Here is a 22,802-nt window from a genome sequence, read left to right as displayed (position 1 = left end):
CTGGTTTCTGCGGTCCTAAAGATTGCGTCAGCTCGCTATTCCAGGCTCGGACACTTCTGGCATAACACTTGCTCCTGCCTAGCCATGCAACAGTGAACCCCCCGATTAGTGACGGATTATTGGCATGGCGAAGAGCGAAGCAGCAGCTGTAAAAGACCCCGCAACCAAAGGCAAACTCAAGATGATCATCCTGATCGTGGTGGGCTTGCTCCTGGCGGTGGGTGTGTCTGTGGGGGCGACCTGGTATTTCATGCACAGCGCCCAAAGCAAGCCGGCAGAAGTGGTGGAAGCGGCCCCGGTGGGTAAGCAGCCCGCGATTTTCGAACCCATGGCGCCGGCCTTCGTCGCCAACTACACCGTGAACGGTCGTCAACGCTACATGCAGGTCAGCATTACTTTGCAGGGCCGCAACCAGGCAGATCTGGAAGCGCTGCGCGTGCACATGCCGCTGATTCGCAATAATCTGGTCATGCTCTTTTCCGGACAGAATTTCGACACCCTGGCCACTCCGGTCGGCCAGGAAATGCTGCGTCAGAAAGCCACGGCCAGCGTGCAGGAAGTGGCCCAGAAAGAACTCGGCAAAGTGGTGATCGAACAGTTGCTCTTCACTAACTTCGTATTGCAGTAGGAACACGACATGGCCGTGCAGGACTTGTTGTCCCAGGACGAAATCGACGCGCTGTTGCATGGTGTCGACGACGGCCTGGTGCAGACCGAAAACGCTGCTGAACCGGGCAGCGTCAAAAGCTACGACCTGACCAGCCAGGATCGCATCGTTCGCGGACGCATGCCGACCCTGGAAATGATCAACGAGCGTTTTGCCCGATACACCCGTATCAGCATGTTCAACATGCTGCGCCGCTCGGCCGACGTGGCCGTCGGTGGCGTGCAGGTGATGAAGTTTGGTGAATACGTCCACTCTCTGTACGTGCCCACCAGTCTCAACCTGGTGAAGATCAAGCCGCTGCGCGGCACGGCGCTGTTCATCCTCGACGCCAAGCTGGTGTTCAAGTTGGTGGACAACTTCTTCGGCGGTGACGGTCGCCACGCCAAGATCGAGGGGCGCGAATTCACACCGACCGAACTGCGTGTGGTGCGCATGGTGCTGGAGCAGGCCTTCGTCGATTTGAAGGAAGCTTGGCAGGCGATCATGGAAGTGAACTTCGAGTACATCAACTCGGAGGTGAACCCGGCGATGGCCAACATCGTCGGCCCGAGCGAAGCCATTGTCGTCTCGACGTTCCATATCGAGCTGGACGGTGGCGGCGGCGACCTCCACGTGACCATGCCGTATTCGATGATCGAGCCGGTGCGCGAAATGCTCGACGCCGGTTTCCAGTCGGACCTCGACGATCAGGACGAACGCTGGATCAACGCCTTGCGCCAGGACGTGCTGGATGTCGACGTGCCGATCGGTGCGACGGTCGCCCGGCGCCAGCTGCGACTGCGGGACATCCTGCACATGCAGCCAGGGGACATCATCCCCGTCGAGATGCCGGAAGACATGATCATGCGCGCCAATGGCGTGCCGGCCTTCAAGGTCAAAATGGGCTCTCACAAAGGCAACCTGGCGTTGCAGGTGATCGAGCCGATCGAACGCCGCTGAGCGGTGTCAACTTCTTAAGTTTTGGTTTTTAACTGATTTTTGCCCGCCGAGGAAACATGATGGCTGACGATATGAATACCCAGGATGACCAGGCGCTGGCCGATGAATGGGCTGCGGCCCTGGAAGAAACCGGCGATGCCGGGCAGGCTGACATCGATGCATTGCTGGCGGCCGACACTGGTAATCACGCTTCCAACCGTCTGCAGATGGAAGAGTTCGGCAGCGTGCCGAAAAGCAACGAACAAGTGACCCTCGATGGTCCCAACCTTGACGTGATCCTCGACATCCCGGTGTCGATTTCCATGGAAGTTGGCAGCACCGATATCAACATCCGCAACCTGCTGCAGCTCAACCAGGGCTCGGTGATCGAGCTGGATCGCCTCGCCGGTGAGCCGCTGGATGTGCTGGTCAACGGCACCCTGATCGCCCATGGCGAAGTGGTGGTGGTCAACGAGAAGTTCGGCATTCGCCTGACGGACGTGATCAGCCCGAGCGAACGCATCAAGAAGCTGCGCTGAATGAAAGGCTTTATCGCCGCAGCCTTGATGCTGCCGTTCAGCGTGTTGGCTGCCGAGCCGGTGGCCACTGCGGCCGTTGCGCCGGCGAGTGGCAGCGGCGTGGCCGGGCAGTTGGCGCAACTGGTGCTGGGCCTGCTGGTCGTGCTCGGGTTGATTTTTTTCCTGGCGTGGATGCTGCGGCGGGTGCAGCAGGCGGGGCCTGCCGGTAAAGGGCAGGTCATCGACATCGTCGGTTCACGCGCGCTGGGCCCGCGTGATCGGCTGGTGCTGGTGCAGGTCGGCAACGAGCAGATCCTGCTTGGCCTGAGCCCTGGCAGCATCACTGCATTGCATGTCCTCAAGGAGCCGGTGCAGGTGCCCACCACCGAGCAGGCCACGCCCGAGTTTGCCCAACGGCTCATGGAACTGCTGGGAAAAGACCAAAAGGATAAAAAGTAATGCCGTTGCGCATTCTGTTGGCGTTGGCCCTGATGCTGGCCGCGCCGCTGGCGTTCTCCGCCGACCCGCTGTCGATCCCCGCGATTACCTTGGGCACCAACGCCGAAGGCGCACAGGAATACTCGGTCAGCTTGCAGATCCTGCTGATCATGACCGCGCTGAGCTTCATCCCGGCGTTCGTCATGCTGATGACCAGTTTCACTCGGATCATCATCGTCTTCTCGATCCTGCGCCAGGCCCTCGGCCTGCAACAGACGCCATCGAACCAGATCCTCACCGGCATGGCACTGTTCCTGACCCTGTTCATCATGGCGCCGGTGTTCGACCGGGTGAACCAGGATGCGCTGCAACCCTATCTGGCGGAAACCCTCAGCGCCCAGGATGCGGTAGCGAGGGCCCAGGTGCCGATCAAGGATTTCATGCTCGCCCAGACTCGCAGCAGCGACCTGGAGCTGTTCATGCGCCTGTCCAAGCGCACCGACATCGCCAGCCCCGACCAGGCGCCGTTGACTATCCTGGTACCGGCGTTCGTGACCTCTGAACTCAAGACCGCGTTCCAGATCGGTTTCATGATTTTCATCCCGTTCCTGATCATCGACCTGGTGGTCGCCAGTATCCTCATGGCCATGGGTATGATGATGCTGTCGCCGCTGATCATTTCCTTGCCGTTCAAGATCATGTTGTTCGTTTTGGTGGATGGCTGGGCGTTGATCATCGGCACCCTGGCGGGCAGTTTCGGCGGTGTTTAGACCACTTGCGCGGGTAGCACGATATGACGCCTGAAGTAGCGGTAGACCTGTTCCGCGAGGCCCTCTGGCTGACCACCGTGATGGTGGCCATCCTGGTGATCCCGAGCCTGCTGGTGGGCTTGCTGGTAGCGATGTTCCAGGCCGCCACGCAGATCAACGAACAGACTTTGAGTTTCCTGCCGCGCCTGCTGGTGATGCTGGTGACGCTGATTGTTGCCGGTCCCTGGCTGGTGCAAACCTTCATGGAATACATCCTGCAGTTGTACGGCAGTATTCCGCAGTTGATCGGTTGACCTGATGTCGATGCTCGCGCTGACGGACACCCAGATCAGTACCTGGGTGGCGTCGTTCATCCTGCCGTTGTTTCGTGTCACCGCGGTGCTGATGAGCATGCCGGTCTTCGGCACGACCCTGGTGCCGGGGCGCGTGCGTTTGTATCTGGCCCTGGCAATCACCGTGGTCATCGCTCCCGGGCTGCCGCCGATGCCGCCGGTCAACGCCCTTGACCTCAGCGCGCTGATGCTAGTGGCCGAGCAGATTCTCATCGGTGCCCTGATGGGGTTTTCGTTGCAGCTGTTCTTCCAGGCATTCGTGGTGGCCGGGCAGATCATTTCGATTCAGATGGGCATGGCCTTCGCCTCCATGATCGACCCTACCAACGGCGTCAACACTGCTGTCATCGGGCAATTCCTGACGATGTTGGTGACGTTGCTGTTCTTGGCCATGAATGGGCATTTGGTGGTGTTCGAGGTGCTGACCGAGAGCTTCACGACCATGCCGGTGGGCAGTGCGATGCTGATCAATCACTTCTGGGACATTGCCGGCAAGCTCGGCTGGGTCCTGGGGGCGGCGATGCTTTTGGTACTGCCGGCGATCACGGCCCTGTTGGTGGTCAACATTGCGTTTGGCGTGATGACTCGGGCGGCACCGCAACTGAACATCTTCTCCATCGGCTTCCCGCTGACCCTGGTGCTGGGCATGGTGATTTTCTGGATCACCATGGGGGATATTCTTAACCAGTACCAGCCGTTGGCCACCCAGGCCTTGCAGCTGTTGCGCGACATGGCACAGGCACGCTGAACCATGGCCGAGAGCGAGAGTGGTCAGGACAAGACAGAAGATCCCACGGAGAAACGCAAGAAGGAATCCCGGGACAAGGGGGAAATTGCGCGCTCCAAGGAGCTCAATACCCTTGCAATCATGCTGGCGGGCGCTGGCGGGCTGCTGATCTATGGCGGCGGGCTGGCGTTGGATCTGCTGGAAATCATGCGCCTGAATTTTTCGCTGCCGCGCGAAGTGCTGCTGAGTCCTGGCGCCATGGCTCAGTACCTGCTGCATTCCGGCAAGATCGCAATTATTTCAATGCAGCCGATACTGATATTTTTGCTGCTGGCTGCTTTCCTCGGGCCAATTTCCTTGGGGGGATGGTTGTTCTCCGGCAAGACCATGGCTCCGAAATTCAGTCGAATGAATCCTGCGGCTGGCCTCAAGCGGATGTTCTCCACCACTGCGGTGATGGAGCTGCTGAAGGCGCTGGGGAAGTTCCTGCTGGTGCTGTTCGTCGCGCTGACGGTGCTGCAAGCCGATATCGACGATCTGCTGCGCATCGCCCACGAGCCGCTTGAGCAAGCCATTGTCCACAGCGTGCAGCTGGTGGGCTGGAGCACCTTGTGGATGGCGTGCGGGCTGATTCTCATCGCCGCCATCGACGTGCCGATCCAGCTCTATCAGAGCAAACAGAAGCTGATGATGACCAAACAGGAAGTGCGCGATGAGTACAAGGACTCGGAGGGCAAGCCGGAGGTCAAGCAGCGGATCCGCCAGTTGCAGCGCGAGGTCTCCCAGCGGCGGATGATGGCGGCGATTCCCGACGCCGACGTGGTCATCACCAACCCGACGCACTATGCCGTCGCGCTCAAGTACGATCCCGACAAAGGCAACGCACCGGTCCTGCTGGCCAAGGGCAGCGATTTCCTGGCGCTGAAGATTCGCGAGATCGCCGTCGCCAACGAAGTGATGCTGCTCGAATCCCCGGCCTTGGCGCGGTCGATCTACTACTCCACCGAACTGGACCAGGAAATCCCGGGTGGCCTGTACCTGGCCGTGGCCCAGGTGCTGGCCTACGTCTACCAGATCCGCCAGCATCGCGCGGGCAAGGGCAAGCGTCCGGAGCCGCTCAAGGATCTGCCGATCCCGCCGGATCTGCGCCGCGATTCCTGATTCCTGATTCCTGCTGGCACAAAGACCGATGTGGGAGCGAGCGGGCTCGCCCCCACAGGATGGATGTGCGCCAAGGCGCTCTGTTCAAGTCTTCCGCAAAAGTTGGAAAGCTTCTTGCAATACCCCGTCTGCGCCCCTTCTGGGCGTCAAAAGTTTGCTTCACAGGAACGGGGAATATTGGTGGATCGCTCTCAGTTACTCAGCACCGCGCGCAGCAACGTAGCAGACCTCAGCCGGGGTAACGTGGGCGTGCCGCTGTTGCTGCTGGTCATGCTCGCCATGATGATGCTGCCGGTGCCGCCGTTCCTGCTGGACGTGTTCTTCACGTTCAACCTCGCCCTGTCGATCGTGGTGCTGCTGGTGTGCGTATATGCCTTGCGCCCACTGGATTTCGCCGTCTTCCCAACCATATTGCTGGTGGCGACGCTGTTGCGCCTGGCGCTGAACGTGGCATCCACCCGGGTGGTGATGATTCATGGCCACGAGGGCCACGCCGCCGCCGGTAAGGTGATCCAGGCCTTCGGTGAGGTGGTGATCGGCGGCAACTACGTGGTCGGTATCGTGGTCTTCGCGATTTTGATGATCATCAACTTCGTCGTGGTGACCAAGGGCGCCGGACGTATTTCCGAGGTGAGCGCGCGTTTCACTCTCGATGCGATGCCCGGTAAGCAGATGGCGATCGACGCCGACCTCAACGCTGGCCTGATCGACCAGGGCCAAGCCAAGCTGCGCCGTCTGGAAGTCGCCCAGGAAGCCGAGTTCTACGGGTCCATGGACGGTGCCAGTAAATTTGTCCGCGGCGACGCCATCGCCGGCCTGCTGATTCTCTTCATCAACCTGATTGGCGGCATGGCAGTCGGTATCTTCCAGCACGGCATGACCTTCGGCGACGCCGGCAAGGTCTACGCCTTGCTGACCATTGGTGACGGTTTGGTGGCGCAATTGCCATCACTGTTGTTATCCACAGCTGCGGCGATCATGGTCACCCGAGCTTCGGGCTCCGAAGACATGGGCAAGCAGATCAACCGTCAGATGTTCGCCTCGCCCAAGGCCCTTGCCGTGGCGGCTGGCCTGATGGCAGTGATGGGCCTGGTGCCGGGGATGCCGCACTTTTCTTTCCTGAGCATGGCGGCCTTGGCTGCAGGTGCCGCCTACCTGTTCTGGAAAAAGCAGAATGTGCAGAAGGTCCAGGCGCTGGAAGAGGTCAAGCGTCAACAGGAACTGCTGCCGTCGCCGGCCCGCGCCATGGAAACCAAGGAGCTGGGCTGGGATGACGTAACCCCGATCGACATGATCGGCCTGGAAGTCGGCTATCGCCTGATTCCATTGGTCGACCGCAACCAGGGTGGTCAATTGCTGGCACGGATCAAGGGCGTGCGCAAGAAGCTGTCCCAGGACCTGGGCTTCCTGATGCCCACCGTTCATATCCGCGACAACCTCGACCTGGCGCCGAGCGCCTATCGCTTGACGCTCATGGGCGTGATCCTGGCCGAAGCCGAGATCTACCCGGACCGCGAGCTGGCGATCAATCCCGGGCAGGTCTACGGTTCGCTCAATGGTATTACCGCCAAGGATCCGGCTTTCGGCCTGGAAGCGGTGTGGATCGAAATCAGCCAGCGGGCCCAGGCCCAGTCCCTCGGTTATACCGTGGTGGACGCCAGCACGGTCGTGGCGACCCACTTGAACCAGATTCTGTACAAGCATTCCAGCGAGCTGATTGGTCACGAAGAAGTCCAGCAACTGCTGCAAGTACTGGCCAAGGGCTCGCCGAAGCTCGCCGAAGAGCTGGTGCCAGGCGTGGTTTCGCTGTCGCAATTGCTCAAGGTATTGCAGGCGCTGCTGGCCGAACAGGTGCCGGTGCGCGATATCCGCAGCATTGCCGAAGCGATCGCCAACAACGCTTCGAAGAGTCAAGATACCGCCGCTCTGGTGGCTGCGGTGCGGGTCGGCGTATCCCGCGCAATCGTCCAAAGCATTGTAGGCACTGAGTCTGAGCTGCCTGTGATCACTCTGGAACCAAGGTTGGAACAGATATTGCTCAATAGTCTGCAGAAGGCAGGACAAGGCTCGGAAGAGGGTGTTCTGCTGGAGCCAAGCATGGCCGAGAAGCTGCAGCGTTCGCTGATCGACGCAGCCCAGCGGCAAGAGATGCAAGGCCAACCGGTGATCCTGCTGGTGGCCGGTCCGATTCGCGCGATGCTCTCGCGATTCGGGCGCCTCGCGGTCCCGGGGCTGCATGTGCTGGCGTACCAGGAAATACCGGACAACAAGCAAGTGACCATCGTTGCGACAGTAGGGCCCAACGGCTGAGGTAGTGGTTTATGCAAGTGAAGCGTTTTTTCGCCGCCGATATGCGTCAGGCCATGAAACTGGTTCGTGACGAGCTGGGCGCTGAAGCAGCCATCATCGGCAACCGTCGTATCGCCGGCGGTGTCGAGCTGACGGCGGCCCTGGATTACAAATTGTCGGCGCTGGCCCCACGCGTTCCGAACATGGAACTCGAGGACGAGCTGCGCAAGACCCAGTCGCGCATCGCCAGCGCCCAGGCCGAACTGAGCCTGCGCGCCAGCGAAGGCACCGGCAGCGCGGGCACCAATCGTCAATTGTTCGCCGGCCAGCCCTTGACCGCAGGCCTGCCGCTGACCGCTGCCGAACCGCTGATCGAGCCGACGCCGGCCGAGCCGCGTCGTCCGGCACCCGCGCCAGCCGCCCCGGCCTCAGGCGTTGATCCGCGTGCCCTGGACTCGATGCGCTTCGAACTCAACAGCCTGCGCGAGTTGATGGAAGTCCAGCTCGGTTCGCTGGCCTGGAATCAACTGCAAGGCAGCCGTCCGGCCCAGGCCAACCTGTGGCGTCGCCTGCAACGCATTGGCCTGTCCGGCCCGTTGGCGCGCGACCTGCTGGCCCTGATCAACGACATCGACGAGCCTCGCCAGGCCTGGCGCATGTTGCTGGCCCACCTGGCGCGGATGATCGCAACGCCGGAAGTCGAGCCACTGGAGGAGGGCGGAGTGATTGCCATGGTCGGCCCGGCCGGCATGGGCAAGACCACGACCCTGGCCAAGCTCGCGGCCCGTTATGTACTCAAGTATGGCGCCCAGAGCATCGCCCTGGTGAGCATGGACAGTTTCCGCATCGGCGCCCAGGAGCAACTCAAGACCCTGGGCCGGATCCTCAATGTGTCGGTGACCCATGTGGATCCGGGTCAATCCCTGGCCCAGGCGCTGGAGCCGCTGATGCGCAAGCGTGTCGTGCTGATCGACACCGCCGGCCTGCAAGCCAGCGATCCGGCCCTGCGCATGCAGCTGGAAAGCCTGGCCGGGCGTGGCATCAAGTCAAAAAATTATCTCGTGTTGGCAACCACCAGCCAGAAACAGGTTCTAACCGCCGCATACCACAGCTACAAACGCTGCGGGCTGGCCGGCTGCATCCTGACTAAGCTGGACGAAACGGCAAGCCTGGGCGAGGTGTTGAGCCTGGCGATCGGTCATGAACTACCGGTGGCCTACCTGACCGACGGGCCGCGGATCCCGGATGATTTGCATCTGCCGCGCCGTCATCAATTGGTCAGTCGTGCCGTGAGTGTGCAAATGCAGGAAGAACCCAGCGAAGAAGCCATGGCTGATATGTTCGCTGACATCTACCACAGCCCGACCAAGCAGGTTGGCTGAGGTAATCATGAATATTTTTTGTACCTACATCGATGGTCTGCCATGCATTGTTCCGAGTGAACGCGCAGCCAGTAATGTGGCCTCCGTCTAAGTAAGACAAGGTAAAGAACGAACATGGGCAGCATGCATCCCGTACAGGTGATCGCGGTGACCGGCGGCAAAGGTGGCGTCGGCAAGACTAACGTGTCAGTGAACTTGTCCCTGGCTCTGGCAGAGCTTGGCCGACGGGTCATGCTGCTGGACGCCGACCTGGGCCTGGCGAACGTCGACGTGCTGCTGGGGCTCACGCCCAAGCGCACGCTGGCGGACGTGATCGAAGGGCGCTGTGAATTGCGCGACGTGCTGTTGCAAGGCCCCGGCGGGATTCGCATCGTGCCGGCCGCCTCCGGCACCCAGAGCATGGTGCACCTGACGCCTGCGCAGCACGCCGGCCTGATCCAGGCGTTCAGCGACATCGGTGACAACCTCGATGTACTGGTGATCGACACGGCTGCCGGTATCGGTGACTCGGTGGTCAGTTTCGTGCGCGCCGCCCAGGAAGTCTTGTTGGTGGTCTGCGACGAGCCGACGTCGATCACCGACGCCTACGCCCTGATCAAATTGCTTAACCGCGACTATGGCATGAACCGCTTCCGCGTCCTGGCCAACATGGCCCAGAGCCCACAGGAAGGACGCAACCTGTTCGCCAAGTTGACAAAGGTCACGGATCGCTTCCTGGACGTCGCCCTACAATACGTCGGCGCAGTGCCTTACGACGAAAGTGTACGCAAGGCAGTCCAGAAGCAACGTGCCGTTTATGAAGCTTTTCCACGTTCCAAATGCGCGCTGGCGTTCAAGGCGATCGCCCAGAAGGTCGATACCTGGCCCCTGCCGGCCAACCCACGCGGGCATCTGGAATTTTTCGTCGAGCGTCTCGTGCAACAAACAGCAGGGCCCGTGTTATGACAGCCAGCGGTTACAACCATCTCTACAAAAAATCGGCACGGGACGCCCAGTACGAATTGATCGAGCGTTACGCGCCCCTGGTCAAGCGCATCGCCTATCACTTGCTGGCGCGCTTGCCGGCCAGTGTGCAGGTCGAAGACTTGATCCAGGCGGGCATGATCGGCCTGCTCGAAGTGTCGAACAAATACGACGCGAGCAAGGGCGCCAGTTTCGAGACGTATGCCGGTATCCGCATCCGCGGGGCGATGCTCGATGAAGTCCGCAAGGGCGACTGGGCGCCGCGTTCGGTGCATCGCAACACGCGCATGGTCAGTGATGCGATTCGCGCGATTGAAGCGAAAACCGGACGAGACGCTAAAGATCACGAGGTTGCGGCCGAACTCCAGTTGAGTCTCGATGATTATTACGGGATTTTGAACGATACCTTGGGCAGTCGCCTGTTCAGTTTCGACGACCTGTTGCAGGACGGCGAACACGAAGGGCTGCACGAGGATGGCGCGAGTGCTCACATGGAGCCGTCGCGTGACCTGGAAGATGAACGCTTCCAGAGCGCGCTGGCGGATGCGATTGCCAATTTGCCGGAGCGTGAGCGACTGGTCTTGGCGCTGTACTACGACGAAGAGCTGAACCTCAAGGAAATCGGTGAGGTCCTGGGGGTCAGCGAATCGCGGGTCAGCCAGTTACACAGCCAGTGCGCGGCCCGCTTGCGGGGGCGTTTGGGGGAGTGGCGAGCGCGCTGACGAGCAGTGTGGGGGACACTGCGAGCGAGGTTGGCATGGCATGCGCCGGGCCAGTCTCCACCCGTTGTGCTCCAGACCGTTGTCGAGTGTTGTGCCGGATTGATTGAAATGGCGCGTCCAGGTGCTGGGCGCGTTTAAGACTGCTTGGAGGTCGAATTGGACAAGAACATGAAAATCCTCATCGTTGATGACTTCTCAACGATGCGGCGGATCATAAAAAACCTGTTGCGTGACCTCGGGTTCACCAACACGGTCGAGGCCGACGATGGCACTACCGCCATTCCGGTCCTCAATAGCGGGAGCATCGACTTTCTGGTGACCGACTGGAACATGCCTGGCATGACCGGTATCGACTTGCTGCGCCACGTGCGCGCCGATGAAAAACTCAAGCACCTGCCGGTGCTGATGGTGACTGCCGAAGCCAAGCGCGAGCAGATCATCGAAGCCGCCCAGGCCGGTGTGAACGGCTATGTGGTCAAACCCTTCACGGCCCAGGCGTTGAAAGAGAAGATCGAAAAAATCTTCGAACGCATCGGTTAACGGCGCCACGGGGGAGCTATGGACAACGAATCTTCAATGGGCGATTTCGAATCGACCCTGAAAAAACATGCCCGCGAACTGGTCGACAGCCTTGAAAAGGGCCGCTTCGGCGATGCGGTTCAAATGATTCATGAGCTCAACCAGACCCGTGATCGTGGTCTGTACCAGGAAGTCGGCAAGCTCACCCGTGAACTGCACAGCGCGATCGTCAATTTCCAGATCGATCCGAACATGCCGCAGGCCGAGGAAGTCTCGCAGATCACCGATGCGACCGAGCGCCTGGGTTATGTGGTCAAGCTGACCGAAGCCGCGGCCAACCGCACCATGGACCTGGTGGAAAGCGCAACGCCCCTGGTCAACGGCCTGAGCGAGGAAGCCCAGGCGTTGAGCACCGATTGGGGACGGTTCATGCGTCGCGAAGTCGGCGCCGAGGAATTTCGCGAACTGGCCCGTCGGGTCGACGGATTCCTGGCGCGCAGCAGCACCGAGAACCGCGCCGTGGCCGGCAACCTCAACGACATTTTGCTAGCCCAGGACTATCAAGACCTGACCGGCCAAGTGATCAAGCGTGTGACCCAGTTGGTCACCGAAGTTGAAAGCAATTTGCTCAAGCTGGTGTTGATGGCAAGCCAAGTGGATCGCTTTGCCGGCATCGAACACGACCGCGCGGCGATACTTGCTGAAAAAGATCCACAAAAACATCTCTCTCAGGGTGAAGGTCCGCAGATTCATGCCGATAAAAGAGAAGACGTTGTGTCCGGTCAGGACGATGTGGACGATTTGTTGTCCAGCCTTGGATTTTGAGTTTTAGCCCTATTTTAGGAGCAGCCATTAATGAGCTTCGGCGCCGATGAAGAGATCCTTCAGGATTTCCTGGTTGAGGCCGGCGAGATTCTAGAGCAACTGTCCGAACAGCTGGTCGAGCTGGAAAGCCGACCTGATGATGCGGATCTGCTCAATGCAATTTTTCGCGGTTTCCACACTGTAAAAGGAGGCGCCGGCTTCCTCCAGCTCAACGAGCTGGTGGAGTGCTGCCACATTGCCGAGAACGTGTTCGACATCCTGCGCAAGGGTGAGCGTCGCGTCGACTCGGAACTGATGGACGTGGTGCTCGAAGCCCTGGATGCGGTCAACAGCATGTTCAGCGAAGTGCGCGAGCGCTCGCCGATCACCCCAGCCACCCCCGAGCTGCTCGCCGCGCTGTCGCGCCTGGCCGAGCCGCAGTCGGCTGATGAAGCCGCGCCGGTTGCCGAGCCTGTGGTTGAAGAGCCGGTTGCCGAAGAATCGGGTGACATTACCGATCACGAATTCGAATCGCTGCTGGACTCGCTGAGCGCCGTCAAGGCCGAAGCCGAAGCGCCGGCCGCGCCTGCTGCGCCAGCCGCCAATGCCGCCGCCAGCGATGAAATTACCGACGACGAGTTCGAGTCGCTGCTCGACCAACTGCACGGCAAGGGCCAGTTCGCCCCCGATGCGGTCGCGGCCCCGGCTGCCCCGGCTGCGCCAAAGGCAGCGGGTGATGACTCCGACATTACCGATGACGAATTCGAAGCCTTGCTCGACCAGTTGCACGGCAAGGGCAATTTTGCCGTCGATGCGCTGGACTCGGCCATCGCTTCGGCGCCGACGCCGGCCAAGCCAGCGGCCGCGGCAGCCGGTAGCGATCTGATCAGCGACCACGAATTCGAATCGCTGCTCGACGAGCTGCACGGCAAGGGCAAGTTCAGCGAAGTGGGTACGGCTGCCGCTGCGCCTGCTGCTGCCGCCACGGCTGCGCCCGCCGCCAAGGCCGCGCCGAAGCCGGCTGCCAAGGCAGCGGAACCGAAAGCCGAAACACCCAAGCCTGCCACCGCAGCGGCGCCTGCCCCGGCTCGCGCTCCTGCCGCCGCGCCCGCCGAAAAACCGGTCAGCGAAGCCGAGACCACCGTTCGGGTCGACACCGCACGCCTGGACGAGATCATGAACATGGTCGGCGAACTGGTGCTGGTGCGAAACCGCCTGGTGCGCCTGGGCCTCAACAGCCAGGACGAAGCCATGTCCAAGGCCGTGTCGAACCTCGACGTGGTCACGGCCGATTTGCAGACTGCGGTCATGAAGACCCGGATGCAGCCGATCAAGAAAGTCTTTGGGCGCTTCCCGCGCCTGGTTCGTGACCTGGCTCGCCAGCTCAAGAAAGAAATCAACCTGGAACTGGTGGGTGAAGAGACCGACCTGGACAAGAACCTTGTCGAGGCCCTGGCCGACCCGCTGGTCCACTTGGTGCGCAACGCGGTCGACCACGGCATCGAGTCGCCGGAAGAGCGCGAAGCCTCGGGCAAGGTCCGCAGCGGCAAGGTGATCCTGGCCGCCGAGCAGGAAGGCGACCACATCCTGCTGTCGATCTCCGACGACGGCAAGGGCATGGACCCGAACGTCCTGCGTGCCATCGCCGTGAAGCGTGGCGTGATGGACAAGGATGCGGCCGATCGCCTGAGCGACACCGAGTGCTACAACCTGATCTTCGCTCCAGGCTTCTCGACCAAGACCGAGATCTCCGACGTGTCGGGTCGTGGCGTGGGCATGGACGTGGTGAAGACCAAGATTTCCCAGCTCAACGGTTCGATCAACATTTACTCGACCAAGGGGCAGGGCTCGAAGATCGTCATCAAGGTCCCATTGACCCTGGCGATCATGCCGACCCTGATGGTGATGCTGGGCAACCAGGCCTTCGCTTTCCCTCTGGTCAACGTCAACGAGATTTTCCACCTCGACCTGTCGCGTACCAACGTCGTCGACGGCCAGGAAGTGGTCATCGTGCGGGACAAGGCGCTGCCGCTGTTCTACCTCAAGCGCTGGCTGGTCAGCTCCGCCGCCCATGTGGAGCAGGGCGAAGGCCATGTGGTGATCCTATCGGTAGGCACCCAGCGGATCGGCTTTGTCGTCGACCAGTTGGTGGGCCAGGAAGAAGTGGTCATCAAGCCGTTGGGCAAGATGCTCCAAGGCACCCCGGGCATGTCCGGCGCCACCATCACCGGCGACGGCCGCATCGCGTTGATCCTCGATGTACCGAGCATGCTCAAGCGCTACGCCGCCCGGCGTATTTGATTCTGGAGGGGCGCGGCCCGACGCCGTGCCTCGTCTAACGGAGTGTTTATGGTAGTTAAAGTCCTGGTGGTGGACGATTCGGGGTTTTTCCGCCGCCGCGTCTCGGAAATTCTTTCGGCGGACACGAGCATCCAGGTCGTCGGTACGGCGACCAACGGCAAAGAGGCGATCGATCAAGCCCTGGCGCTCAAGCCGGACGTGATCACCATGGACTACGAGATGCCGATGATGGACGGCATCACGGCCGTGCGGCACATCATGCAGCGCTGCCCGACCCCGGTATTGATGTTTTCTTCACTGACCCACGAAGGCGCCCGAGTGACCCTCGATGCGCTGGACGCCGGGGCGGTGGACTTCCTGCCGAAAAACTTCGAAGACATCTCGCGCAACCCGGACAAGGTCCGCCAGTTGCTGTGCGAGAAGGTCCACAGCATTTCCCGCAGCAACCGCCGCGTCAGTGCCTACAGCGCACCGGCGCCAGCGTCGACGGCTGTGCCAACGCCACCGCCTGTGCCTTCCGCGTCGAGCAGTTTCAATCCGGCGCCTGCTCGCAGTGCTCCGGCGCCCGCTCGTCCGGCGCCCGCCAGCCCGTCGTCGCCAGCGCCCAAGCGCAAGGCCTACAAACTGGTCGCCATCGGCACTTCCACGGGCGGTCCTGTGGCACTGCAGCGGGTCCTGACCCAGCTGCCAGCGAATTTCCCGGCGCCGATCGTATTGATCCAGCACATGCCCGCCGCATTCACCAAGGCATTCGCCGAGCGCCTGGACAAACTTTGCCGCATCAGCGTCAAGGAAGCCGAGGATGGCGACATCCTGAGGCCAGGCCTGGCGCTGTTGGCGCCGGGTGGCAAGCAGATGATGATCGATGGTCGTGGCGCGGTGAAAATCCTGCCGGGCGACGAGCGCTTGAACTACAAACCTTGCGTGGACATCACCTTCGGTTCCGCGGCGAAATCCTACGGCGACAAAGTTCTGGCGGTGGTGCTCACCGGCATGGGCGCCGATGGTCGCGAAGGCGCGCGCCTGCTCAAACAGGGCGGCAGCGCGATCTGGGCCCAGGACGAGGCCAGTTGCGTGATCTATGGCATGCCCATGGCGATCGTCAAGGCCGACCTGGCCGACGCGGTCTACAGCCTGGACGACATGGGTAAACATCTGGTCGAGGCGTGCCTGTAATGGATGTGCTCAGCCTGATCGGCATCATCATGGCGTTCGTCGCCATCATCGGTGGCAATTATCTGGAAGGCGGGCACCTCGGCGCGTTGGCCAACGGCCCGGCCGCGTTGATCGTGCTCGGTGGCACCATCGGTGCTGCGCTGTTGCAGTCGCCGATGAGCGCGTTCAAGCGCGCCATGCAGATATTGGTCTGGATTCTGTTTCCGCCTCGGGTCGACCTGGCCGGCGGCATCGACCGCGTTGTCAACTGGAGCCTGACCGCTCGCAAGGAAGGCCTGCTGGGACTGGAAGGGGTGGCCGATGCCGAACCCGACAGCTATTCGCGCAAGGGTCTTCAATTGCTGGTGGACGGCGCCGAACCCGAAGCGATCCGCAGCATCCTGGAAGTGGATTTCTACACCCAGGAAAGCCGTGACATCGAAGCGGCCAAAGTCTTTGAGAGCATGGGTGGCTACGCGCCTACCATCGGTATCATCGGTGCGGTCATGGGCCTGATCCATGTGATGGGCAACCTGGCCGACCCTTCGCAACTGGGCAGCGGCATTGCCGTGGCCTTCGTCGCGACCATCTACGGTGTGGCGAGCGCCAACCTGGTGTTGCTGCCGATCGCGGCCAAGCTCAAGTCCATCGCGTTGCGCCAGTCGCGCTATCGCGAAATGCTGCTGGAAGGGATCCTGTCGATCGCCGAAGGTGAAAACCCGCGTTCCATCGAGTTGAAGCTCCAGGGCTTCATGGACTGATGGAGGATATGGAATATGGCGCGTCGCAGACATCGTGAAGAACACGTCAACCATGAACGCTGGCTGGTTTCCTACGCCGACTTCATCACGCTGCTGTTCGCCTTTTTCGTGGTCATGTATTCGATCTCTTCGGTCAACGAAGGCAAGTACAAGGTCATTTCCGAAGCGTTGATTGGCGTCTTCACTGACTCGGACCGCGCCCTCAAGCCGATTCCCATTGGTGAAGAACGTCCGAAGACGACGACCCCGGCCAAGCCGCTGGTCAAGGACAGCGAGCAGGTCGACGCCGGCATTGCCGGTGGCAGCGATCCGTTGAAGAGCATAGCCGATGACATCAGCGCCGCGTTCGGCGACCTGATCAGTTCCAACCAGATGACCGTGCGTGGCAACGAGTTGTGGGTTGAGATCGAACTCAATTCCAGCCTGCTGTTCGGCAGTGGCGATGCCATGCCCAGCGATATGGCGTTCAACATCATCGATAAAGTGGCGGCGATCCTGAAACCGTTCGACAACCCGATCCACGTCGAAGGCTTCACCGATGACCAACCGATCCGTACCGCGCAATATCCCACCAACTGGGAGTTGTCTTCGGCTCGTTCGGCCAGCATCGTGCGCATGCTCGCCATGCAGGGCGTCAACCCGGGCCGCCTCGCGTCGGTGGGGTATGGCGAGTTCCAGCCGGTGGCCAATAACGCCACGGCCGAGGGACGCGCGCGCAACCGTCGGGTGGTGCTGGTGGTGTCGCGCAACCTCGATGTGCGTCGCAGCCTGACGGGTACCGGCACCGCCAATGCAAAACCGGATGCGGCATTGAAGCGGGCTGGCACACAAACTGCACCGACCCCGGTCAAGTCGCCGGATAGACAGAACGCCGTCAATTCTACGTCACCGGCTTTATAACCGAGCTATTTCTCGGTCGGGCCCGTCTCGACCGGGAGGAACGATCCGAATGAGAGTCTGGGCAGTCGCCAATCAAAAAGGTGGTGTGGGCAAAACCACATCCTCCATCGCTCTAGCCGGTTTGCTGGCCGAGGCGGGCAAGCGCGTGGTCATCGTCGACCTGGACCCCCATGGCTCGATGACCAGTTATTTCGGCTACGATCCCGACAGCCTGGAACACAGCAACTACGACTTGTTCTTGCACAAGGGCAGTGTGCCCGAAGGCTTGCCGGGACAGTTGCTGTTGTCCACCAGCGACGAGCGGATCTCCCTGCTGCCATCGAGCACGGCCCTGGCCACTCTGGAGCGCCAATCGCCTGGCCAGAGCGGCCTGGGCCTGGTGATCGCCAAGAGTCTGGCGCAGCTGTGGCAGGATTTCGATTACGCGATCATCGATAGCCCGCCGTTGTTGGGTCTGCTGATGGTCAATGCCTTGGCTGCCAGCCAGCAATTGGTGATTCCGGTGCAGACCGAACACCTGGCGGTGAAAGGTTTGGAACGCATGGTCAACACCCTGGCGATGGTCAACCGCTCGCGCAAGCAATCGCTGGCATTCAACATCGTGCCAACGCTGTTCGACCGTCGTACCCAGGCGTCCCTCGGCACCCTGCGGGTGCTGCGCGACATGTACCCGGACGACATCTGGCAAGGCTACATCCCGGTGGATACCCGCCTGCGCGATGCCAGCCGTGCCGGCGTGACCCCTTCACAGTTCGATGGCAAAAGCCGTGGCGTACTGGCCTATCGCGCGCTTCTCAAGCATCTGCTGGCCCAGCAGCTCGTTCCGCAGCAGGTGGCTTGAGTTGATGAAGTTCTCCATAGACGTTGTGCTTGCTTGCGGGCGCTCAAGTCCTGCCGTATCCATGCCGATAACCTTTTCAAGTGGCGCACAGTTCCCATGAACCGCCCGATCAAGACAACTTCGCGCCCGCAAATGGCCTTGCAATCCTATCTGGATGGGCTGTTGCAGGAAGCGACCGATGAATTGCCAGCGCAGCCGAGCGCGGTCCAGGCGTTGCCCGAGCCTGTCGAAGCCGAACCTGCGCTGGACGAGTTCCAGGCCGCGGTGCTCGAAGAACAGGCCCGTGATGCACGGGCTTCAGTGAGTGCCGCAGCAGTGGAGGCGCCGACCGCCAAGGCGCAGTTGGCAGTAATGGAAGCGCCGGCACCGATCCTGTCGCCGGTCTCCACCGTTGCGCCGTTATTGCAGGGCCTGGTGACACCGGTGGTGGAAATCCACATGCCGCCGAGCAACACACCGCCGCCGGTGCAGGTCGATGACCGTCCGGCGTGGGCCGCCGAGCCGTTCGAGTGTTTGTTGTTCGACGTGGCCGGTTTGACGCTGGCGGTGCCGCTGGTTTGCCTGGGATCGATTTATTCCCTGGCCGGGCAGGAATTGACGCCGTTGTTCGGCCAGCCGGAATGGTTCCTCGGAATCCTGCCGAGCCAGGCGGGCAACCTGAAGGTGCTGGATACTGCGCGCTGGGTCATGCCGGACCGCTATCGCGATGATTTTCGCCAGGGCCTGCAATATGTGATTTCAGTGCAAGGCTACGAATGGGGATTGGCGGTGCACCAGGTCAGCCGTTCGCTGCGCCTGGACCCGAACGAGATCAAATGGCGCAGCCATCGAGGGCAACGGCCATGGCTGGCCGGTACGGTGATCGAACACATGTGCGCCTTGCTGGACGTTTCCGAACTGGCGGAGCTGATCGCCAGCGGCGGGGCAAAACACCTGGACGGCGCCAAGCCGGTCCGGAAACCGAAATAAGACAACCGGCGGCGCAGGGCGACGCCGGACAGAACACACACCGCCACAGGCGGTTTTTCGAGGGGTCAGGGTATGAATGATAAGGCGTCGTCTCTCAAGGGTTCCGAAGATCCGATCTTGCAATGGGTGACTTTCAAGCTCGATAACGAAACCTACGGCATCAACGTGATGCGCGTGCAGGAAGTGCTGCGTTACACCGAGATCGCCCCGGTTCCAGGTGCGCCAAGCTACGTGCTGGGCATCATCAACCTGCGCGGTAACGTCGTGACCGTCATCGATACTCGCCAGCGTTTTGGCTTGGACTCCTCCGACGTCAACGACAACACCCGCATCGTGATCATCGAGGCCGACAAGCAAGTGGTCGGTATCCTGGTCGACAGCGTTGCCGAAGTGGTTTACTTGCGTCAGTCGGAAATCGAAACCGCGCCTAACGTCGGCAACGAGGAGTCGGCGAAGTTTATCCAGGGCGTCTGCAACAAGAACAACGAGTTGCTGATCCTGGTCGAATTGGAAAAAATGATGAGCGAAGAAGAGTGGTCGGAACTGGAGAGTATCTGATTTGATTCTTGAGGTAGCAGTCATTGTCCTGTTCCTTTTCTGGGCAGGCACGCTGGCGATGTTTTTGTCCTACATACGTGGCCAGCGGGATATCGCCGCTCAGCAGGCCCAGGGTGATGCGCTGCGCGACCAGCGCATCAAGGACCTGGCCAAGCGTGTCGACGACTATCAGAACGGCACCGTGCGCATGGGCGAAGCGCTCCATGAGCTACGTGCCGTGGTCGCGCCGTTGCCGGACAAACTGGCGCAGTTGGAACAGCGCGACCCCTCCAGCCTGTCCTTCGCCCAGGCCGCCCGACTGGTCGGCATGGGCGCCAGCATCGACGAACTGACCCAGGCGTGCGGCCTGACCCAGGCCGAGGCGGAGTTGATGAGCAAGTTGCATAAGGGCGGCTGATGCCTTTTTCTCCTATGGAAGCTTGCTCGCGATAGCGGTGTGACGGTCAACGGAGATGTTGGCTATAAGTTGATTATCGCGAGCAAGCTGAAAGCGTCTGACGTGTATTGTCGGAAGCAAAATTGCTCGTTCGAAGCCCTCGATGATATTTGGCGTCTCCGTCGATACTGGTAGTGTCATCGCCGTTCGGCGCCAATCCTTATAAACGCCAGTCGCTTCGAAATCCTATGACGTCAAGTCGAGTATGCGGTCCTCTCGGTATGGTATCTGAACCCTGCAATTTGTATCCGTACAGATAATGGCCGGCATGCCTCGCTTGCTAAAGCAAATCTTCAATTGAGCATGTTCCTTCGACGTTCGCTCATGTCTCTTTATTGATCTCCTTCTGACACTTTAATTTAGGTGGGCATCGTCGTTTCAGGTGACTGCGCCAGGACGAGTGTTGTCTGGACGGTTACCTTTGATCTTCCTCGAAAATCCTTTCAAAAGATTCTGGTGTGGGATGTCTGTATGCGCGGAAAAGTCAGCGAATATTTTGCCATACGTTCGCAGGAAGCCTGATCTGGCTTAATTGCCGGAGCGTCCCGGAGGTCCTCGGGTGAAATGTTGGGGGCGAAAGCGGGAAAAATTACGGAAGATGTCAGTTGGCTATTATTGGGATGTGCTGCTACGTTTTGTCCATATCCATGCATCTGATGGGGCGGCTCGCATTTCGCCAGATTTTGACAAATTACTATCGAAGAAAAAAACGTAAAATATGGAGCAGCCAAGCATGAGCGTGAAATCAATAATCGCAACTACGCTGTCTTTGTTTTTTCTCAGTAGCTGTACCTCTCTCGAAAGCAAGAAGATATCCGGTCAAACGACGACGCCTTCAGGCTTGACTTATCGTTTGCCCGCTAAAAAGTTCACAGTGACCGCGACCTTTGAGGTCACAGGGTGTACTGCCCAGGGTTCGAACGCTTTGATGGAGGCCGTTGTCAGCTCTGAATTGACGGAATCATTGGTGGGAGGAGAGGCGTATACATTGAATTATAAAAAACTAAATGCTTGGACTAAAATTACAAATACAGATTTCCAGTTGTCCGACGCTGGATTGCTTACCGGGGTAAACGCCTCGATAGCTGATCAGTCAGGGGCTGTTCTTGCTAACTCGGTATCTTCGATAGCCAGTGTTGCCAGGGCGGTAGCATTACCTGCGATTTCTATTCCGCTTCACCCACGCCGATTGGCGGTAAATCAGGATGTGAAGAGCTTGGATTTCAAGGTTGGGCAAAAATTTAGTCTCTCTGGAAAAAACAATCTGAAACTAGACTCTCCCGGTTTGTTCGAAAAGCTGGGAAAATTTGAAGGAAGAAATCTCAGCTTCTCTGACTTGAAGGAGGTCCAAACCATGGTAGCGGAGCTGGAGGATCCTTGTGAAAAAGTAGTTGCTGCGGTGGCTGAGAAAAAAGCGAAAGAGAAGGAGTTGGCAAGCGAAAAAGTGCTCGACAAAAAGCGAGCGGAAGCAAAAGCCAAGGTTGACCAATCAGTGCTTGATGTTGTGGCTCTGGGTAGCCTCATTGAGTTCTACGATAAGCTCGGAGATGAAGGCGAGAAGCGAAACTTGCTAAAAAGGACCCAGCTTGCAGAGAAGTATAAAAAAGAGGGGGAAATTATTCTAAGTGGCTTGGGGGCGTCAAAGTATGACGAGATACAAACAGCAATAGAAAAGTTAAAAACTAAACTAACGGTAGCTGCGGCTCGAGAATTCGTTCCTAAGAGCAAAGGTAATGTCTGCTCGGATGGCAACGGCGCTGCCGAGGCGGCTTGTCAGGTCATAATTAAGAAAAACAGTTTGGAGGCGCTGTTCGGAAACACGGTAAGGGTTGAGGAGGTTGAACTCCCAATAGTTGTATTTAGTGTTGATCAAATAAAAGTATCCTCTGGTGACGAGCAGTTGGACCCCGACTTCGACGATTTGGGTATTGCCTATAGGATCCCGGTTCCTGCAACGGTTGTTGTGAAGTATAAAAATAAGCCGTCGGACAGTGTTTATTATCGCCTGATTGAACGAGTTACTCAGGTTCCTCAATTAGGACCAATAGGATCCATTGATCTGGATAACATTGCTTTTGACGACAATCTAATAGAGGTGGCGTTCAATCCGGCTACGGGTTCGCCAAGTAAGTTGGTGTTCCGGGCAAAATCAAAAGCTGAAGCTGCCTCTTCATCTGCCCAGAGCGCTGCTGGCACATTCCTCCAGCTCCAAAAGGATAAACAGGCGGACGTGGTATCCGCCAGTAGAACAGCATTTGAGCAGGCAAATTCTCAGCTTGGCTATGAGAAGGCTGTCTCAGAGTTATCCTCGGCGAAAACTCAGTCAGAGGTTCTCACTGCGAAAGGTCAAGCAGATCTACAACAATATTTAGTCTCCTCACAACTCCAGTTGCTGCGCGATCAACAGCGTCTGGACGCTGTACGTACGGGAACAGCTTCGGCAGCAGAAGTCGAACTTGAATCGCTAAATACTCAGGAGCAACTGTTGGCTCAGCGTCTTAAAATAATGAAGCTGGAGCGTGAAATCGCTCGGCAAGGATCGGAATCTGCGGGGGATTAAGCACGGGCAAAATATCCGAGTGGAAAGATTTGCCCAGTCCTTTTTTGCAGTTGAAGGTTGAGGTTTATTTTGTCCTTGTTTGATGGGGGTGTCGTTGGTTTTTTTGGGGCT

23 protein-coding genes are annotated in these 22,802 nt (G+C 59.4%); all 23 read left to right on the top strand.

The window, feature by feature from the left end:
* Nucleotides 1–124 precede the first annotated feature (124 nt).
* A complete protein-coding gene (fliL, locus tag VQ575_RS18775) occupies nt 125–628 on the top strand; it encodes a flagellar basal body-associated protein FliL (protein ID WP_039593084.1) in 504 nt (167 codons plus the stop codon).
* A gap of 9 nt (nt 629–637) precedes the next feature.
* Entirely contained in the window at nt 638–1,606 is a 969-nt protein-coding gene (gene fliM, locus VQ575_RS18770) for a flagellar motor switch protein FliM (protein WP_003184019.1), read from the top strand.
* 59 nt (nt 1,607–1,665) lie between these two features.
* Complete coding sequence (fliN, locus tag VQ575_RS18765) at nt 1,666–2,124, top strand: flagellar motor switch protein FliN (RefSeq protein ID WP_039593083.1); 459 nt, start codon at nt 1,666–1,668, stop codon at nt 2,122–2,124.
* Entirely contained in the window at nt 2,125–2,562 is a 438-nt protein-coding gene (fliO, locus tag VQ575_RS18760) for a flagellar biosynthetic protein FliO (protein ID WP_039593082.1), read from the top strand.
* Nucleotides 2,562–3,311 (top strand): flagellar type III secretion system pore protein FliP, encoded by a 750-nt coding sequence (gene fliP / locus VQ575_RS18755; protein WP_039593081.1) that lies wholly within the window; start codon nt 2,562–2,564, stop codon nt 3,309–3,311. The genes fliO and fliP overlap by 1 nt, the downstream gene beginning before the upstream one ends.
* Nucleotides 3,312–3,334: 23 nt before the next feature.
* Nucleotides 3,335–3,604 carry a flagellar biosynthesis protein FliQ gene (gene fliQ / locus VQ575_RS18750; protein WP_024618176.1) on the top strand — a complete coding sequence of 90 codons (270 nt, stop codon included), beginning with the start codon at nt 3,335–3,337 and terminating at the stop codon, nt 3,602–3,604.
* Nucleotides 3,605–3,614: 10 nt separating this feature from the next.
* Nucleotides 3,615–4,391: a flagellar biosynthetic protein FliR gene (gene fliR / locus VQ575_RS18745; RefSeq protein ID WP_196304758.1), complete on the top strand. Its 777-nt coding sequence runs from the start codon at nt 3,615–3,617 to the stop codon at nt 4,389–4,391.
* 3 nt (nt 4,392–4,394) lie between these two features.
* On the top strand, nt 4,395–5,531 hold the full coding sequence (flhB, locus tag VQ575_RS18740; RefSeq protein ID WP_039593079.1) for a flagellar biosynthesis protein FlhB: 1,137 nt from the start codon (nt 4,395–4,397) through the stop codon (nt 5,529–5,531).
* A 180-nt stretch (nt 5,532–5,711) separates the two neighbouring features.
* A complete protein-coding gene (gene flhA, locus VQ575_RS18735) occupies nt 5,712–7,841 on the top strand; it encodes a flagellar biosynthesis protein FlhA (protein WP_039593159.1) in 2,130 nt (709 codons plus the stop codon).
* An 11-nt stretch (nt 7,842–7,852) separates the two neighbouring features.
* A complete protein-coding gene (flhF, locus tag VQ575_RS18730; protein WP_039593078.1) occupies nt 7,853–9,202 on the top strand; it encodes a flagellar biosynthesis protein FlhF in 1,350 nt (449 codons plus the stop codon).
* A 114-nt stretch (nt 9,203–9,316) separates the two neighbouring features.
* A complete protein-coding gene (gene fleN / locus VQ575_RS18725; RefSeq protein WP_003184001.1) occupies nt 9,317–10,147 on the top strand; it encodes a flagellar synthesis regulator FleN in 831 nt (276 codons plus the stop codon).
* Complete coding sequence (gene fliA / locus VQ575_RS18720) at nt 10,144–10,887, top strand: RNA polymerase sigma factor FliA (RefSeq protein ID WP_003184000.1); 744 nt, start codon at nt 10,144–10,146, stop codon at nt 10,885–10,887. Before fleN ends, fliA begins: the two co-directional genes overlap by 4 nt.
* A 168-nt stretch (nt 10,888–11,055) precedes the next feature.
* Nucleotides 11,056–11,427, top strand: coding sequence for a chemotaxis response regulator CheY (locus VQ575_RS18715; RefSeq protein ID WP_003183998.1), 372 nt, complete (start codon nt 11,056–11,058; stop codon nt 11,425–11,427).
* An 18-nt stretch (nt 11,428–11,445) separates the two neighbouring features.
* The gene (locus VQ575_RS18710) at nt 11,446–12,231 is read left to right on the top strand and encodes a protein phosphatase CheZ (RefSeq protein ID WP_039593077.1); all 786 of its coding nucleotides are present in this window, start codon (nt 11,446–11,448) and stop codon (nt 12,229–12,231) included.
* A 30-nt stretch (nt 12,232–12,261) separates the two neighbouring features.
* Complete coding sequence (locus tag VQ575_RS18705) at nt 12,262–14,511, top strand: chemotaxis protein CheA (RefSeq protein ID WP_325918207.1); 2,250 nt, start codon at nt 12,262–12,264, stop codon at nt 14,509–14,511.
* 48 nt (nt 14,512–14,559) lie between these two features.
* Nucleotides 14,560–15,687, top strand: a complete 1,128-nt coding sequence (locus tag VQ575_RS18700; RefSeq protein ID WP_045155395.1) for a protein-glutamate methylesterase/protein-glutamine glutaminase — start codon at nt 14,560–14,562, stop codon at nt 15,685–15,687.
* The gene (locus VQ575_RS18695) at nt 15,687–16,427 is read left to right on the top strand and encodes a flagellar motor protein (protein WP_325918206.1); all 741 of its coding nucleotides are present in this window, start codon (nt 15,687–15,689) and stop codon (nt 16,425–16,427) included. The genes VQ575_RS18700 and VQ575_RS18695 overlap by 1 nt, the downstream gene beginning before the upstream one ends.
* A 15-nt stretch (nt 16,428–16,442) precedes the next feature.
* Nucleotides 16,443–17,327, top strand: coding sequence for a flagellar motor protein MotD (motD, locus tag VQ575_RS18690; protein ID WP_045155396.1), 885 nt, complete (start codon nt 16,443–16,445; stop codon nt 17,325–17,327).
* A 49-nt stretch (nt 17,328–17,376) separates the two neighbouring features.
* Entirely contained in the window at nt 17,377–18,168 is a 792-nt protein-coding gene (locus tag VQ575_RS18685; RefSeq protein WP_039593072.1) for a ParA family protein, read from the top strand.
* 96 nt (nt 18,169–18,264) lie between these two features.
* A complete protein-coding gene (locus VQ575_RS18680) occupies nt 18,265–19,137 on the top strand; it encodes a CheW domain-containing protein (protein ID WP_039593071.1) in 873 nt (290 codons plus the stop codon).
* A gap of 72 nt (nt 19,138–19,209) precedes the next feature.
* Complete coding sequence (locus VQ575_RS18675) at nt 19,210–19,695, top strand: chemotaxis protein CheW (protein ID WP_039593070.1); 486 nt, start codon at nt 19,210–19,212, stop codon at nt 19,693–19,695.
* Nucleotide 19,696: 1 nt separating this feature from the next.
* Nucleotides 19,697–20,092, top strand: coding sequence for a DUF2802 domain-containing protein (locus VQ575_RS18670; protein WP_030141059.1), 396 nt, complete (start codon nt 19,697–19,699; stop codon nt 20,090–20,092).
* Between the two features lie 772 nt (nt 20,093–20,864).
* The gene (locus VQ575_RS18665) at nt 20,865–22,691 is read left to right on the top strand and encodes a hypothetical protein (RefSeq protein WP_325918205.1); all 1,827 of its coding nucleotides are present in this window, start codon (nt 20,865–20,867) and stop codon (nt 22,689–22,691) included.
* Nucleotides 22,692–22,802: the final 111 nt, after the last annotated feature.

The organism is Pseudomonas frederiksbergensis (genome assembly GCF_035751725.1).
In the GTDB taxonomy this organism is placed as follows: Bacteria; Pseudomonadota; Gammaproteobacteria; order Pseudomonadales; family Pseudomonadaceae; genus Aquipseudomonas; species Aquipseudomonas frederiksbergensis_A.
Note: the sequence above shows the minus strand (reverse complement) of the source record. Positions and strands in the feature narration are given on the sequence as shown.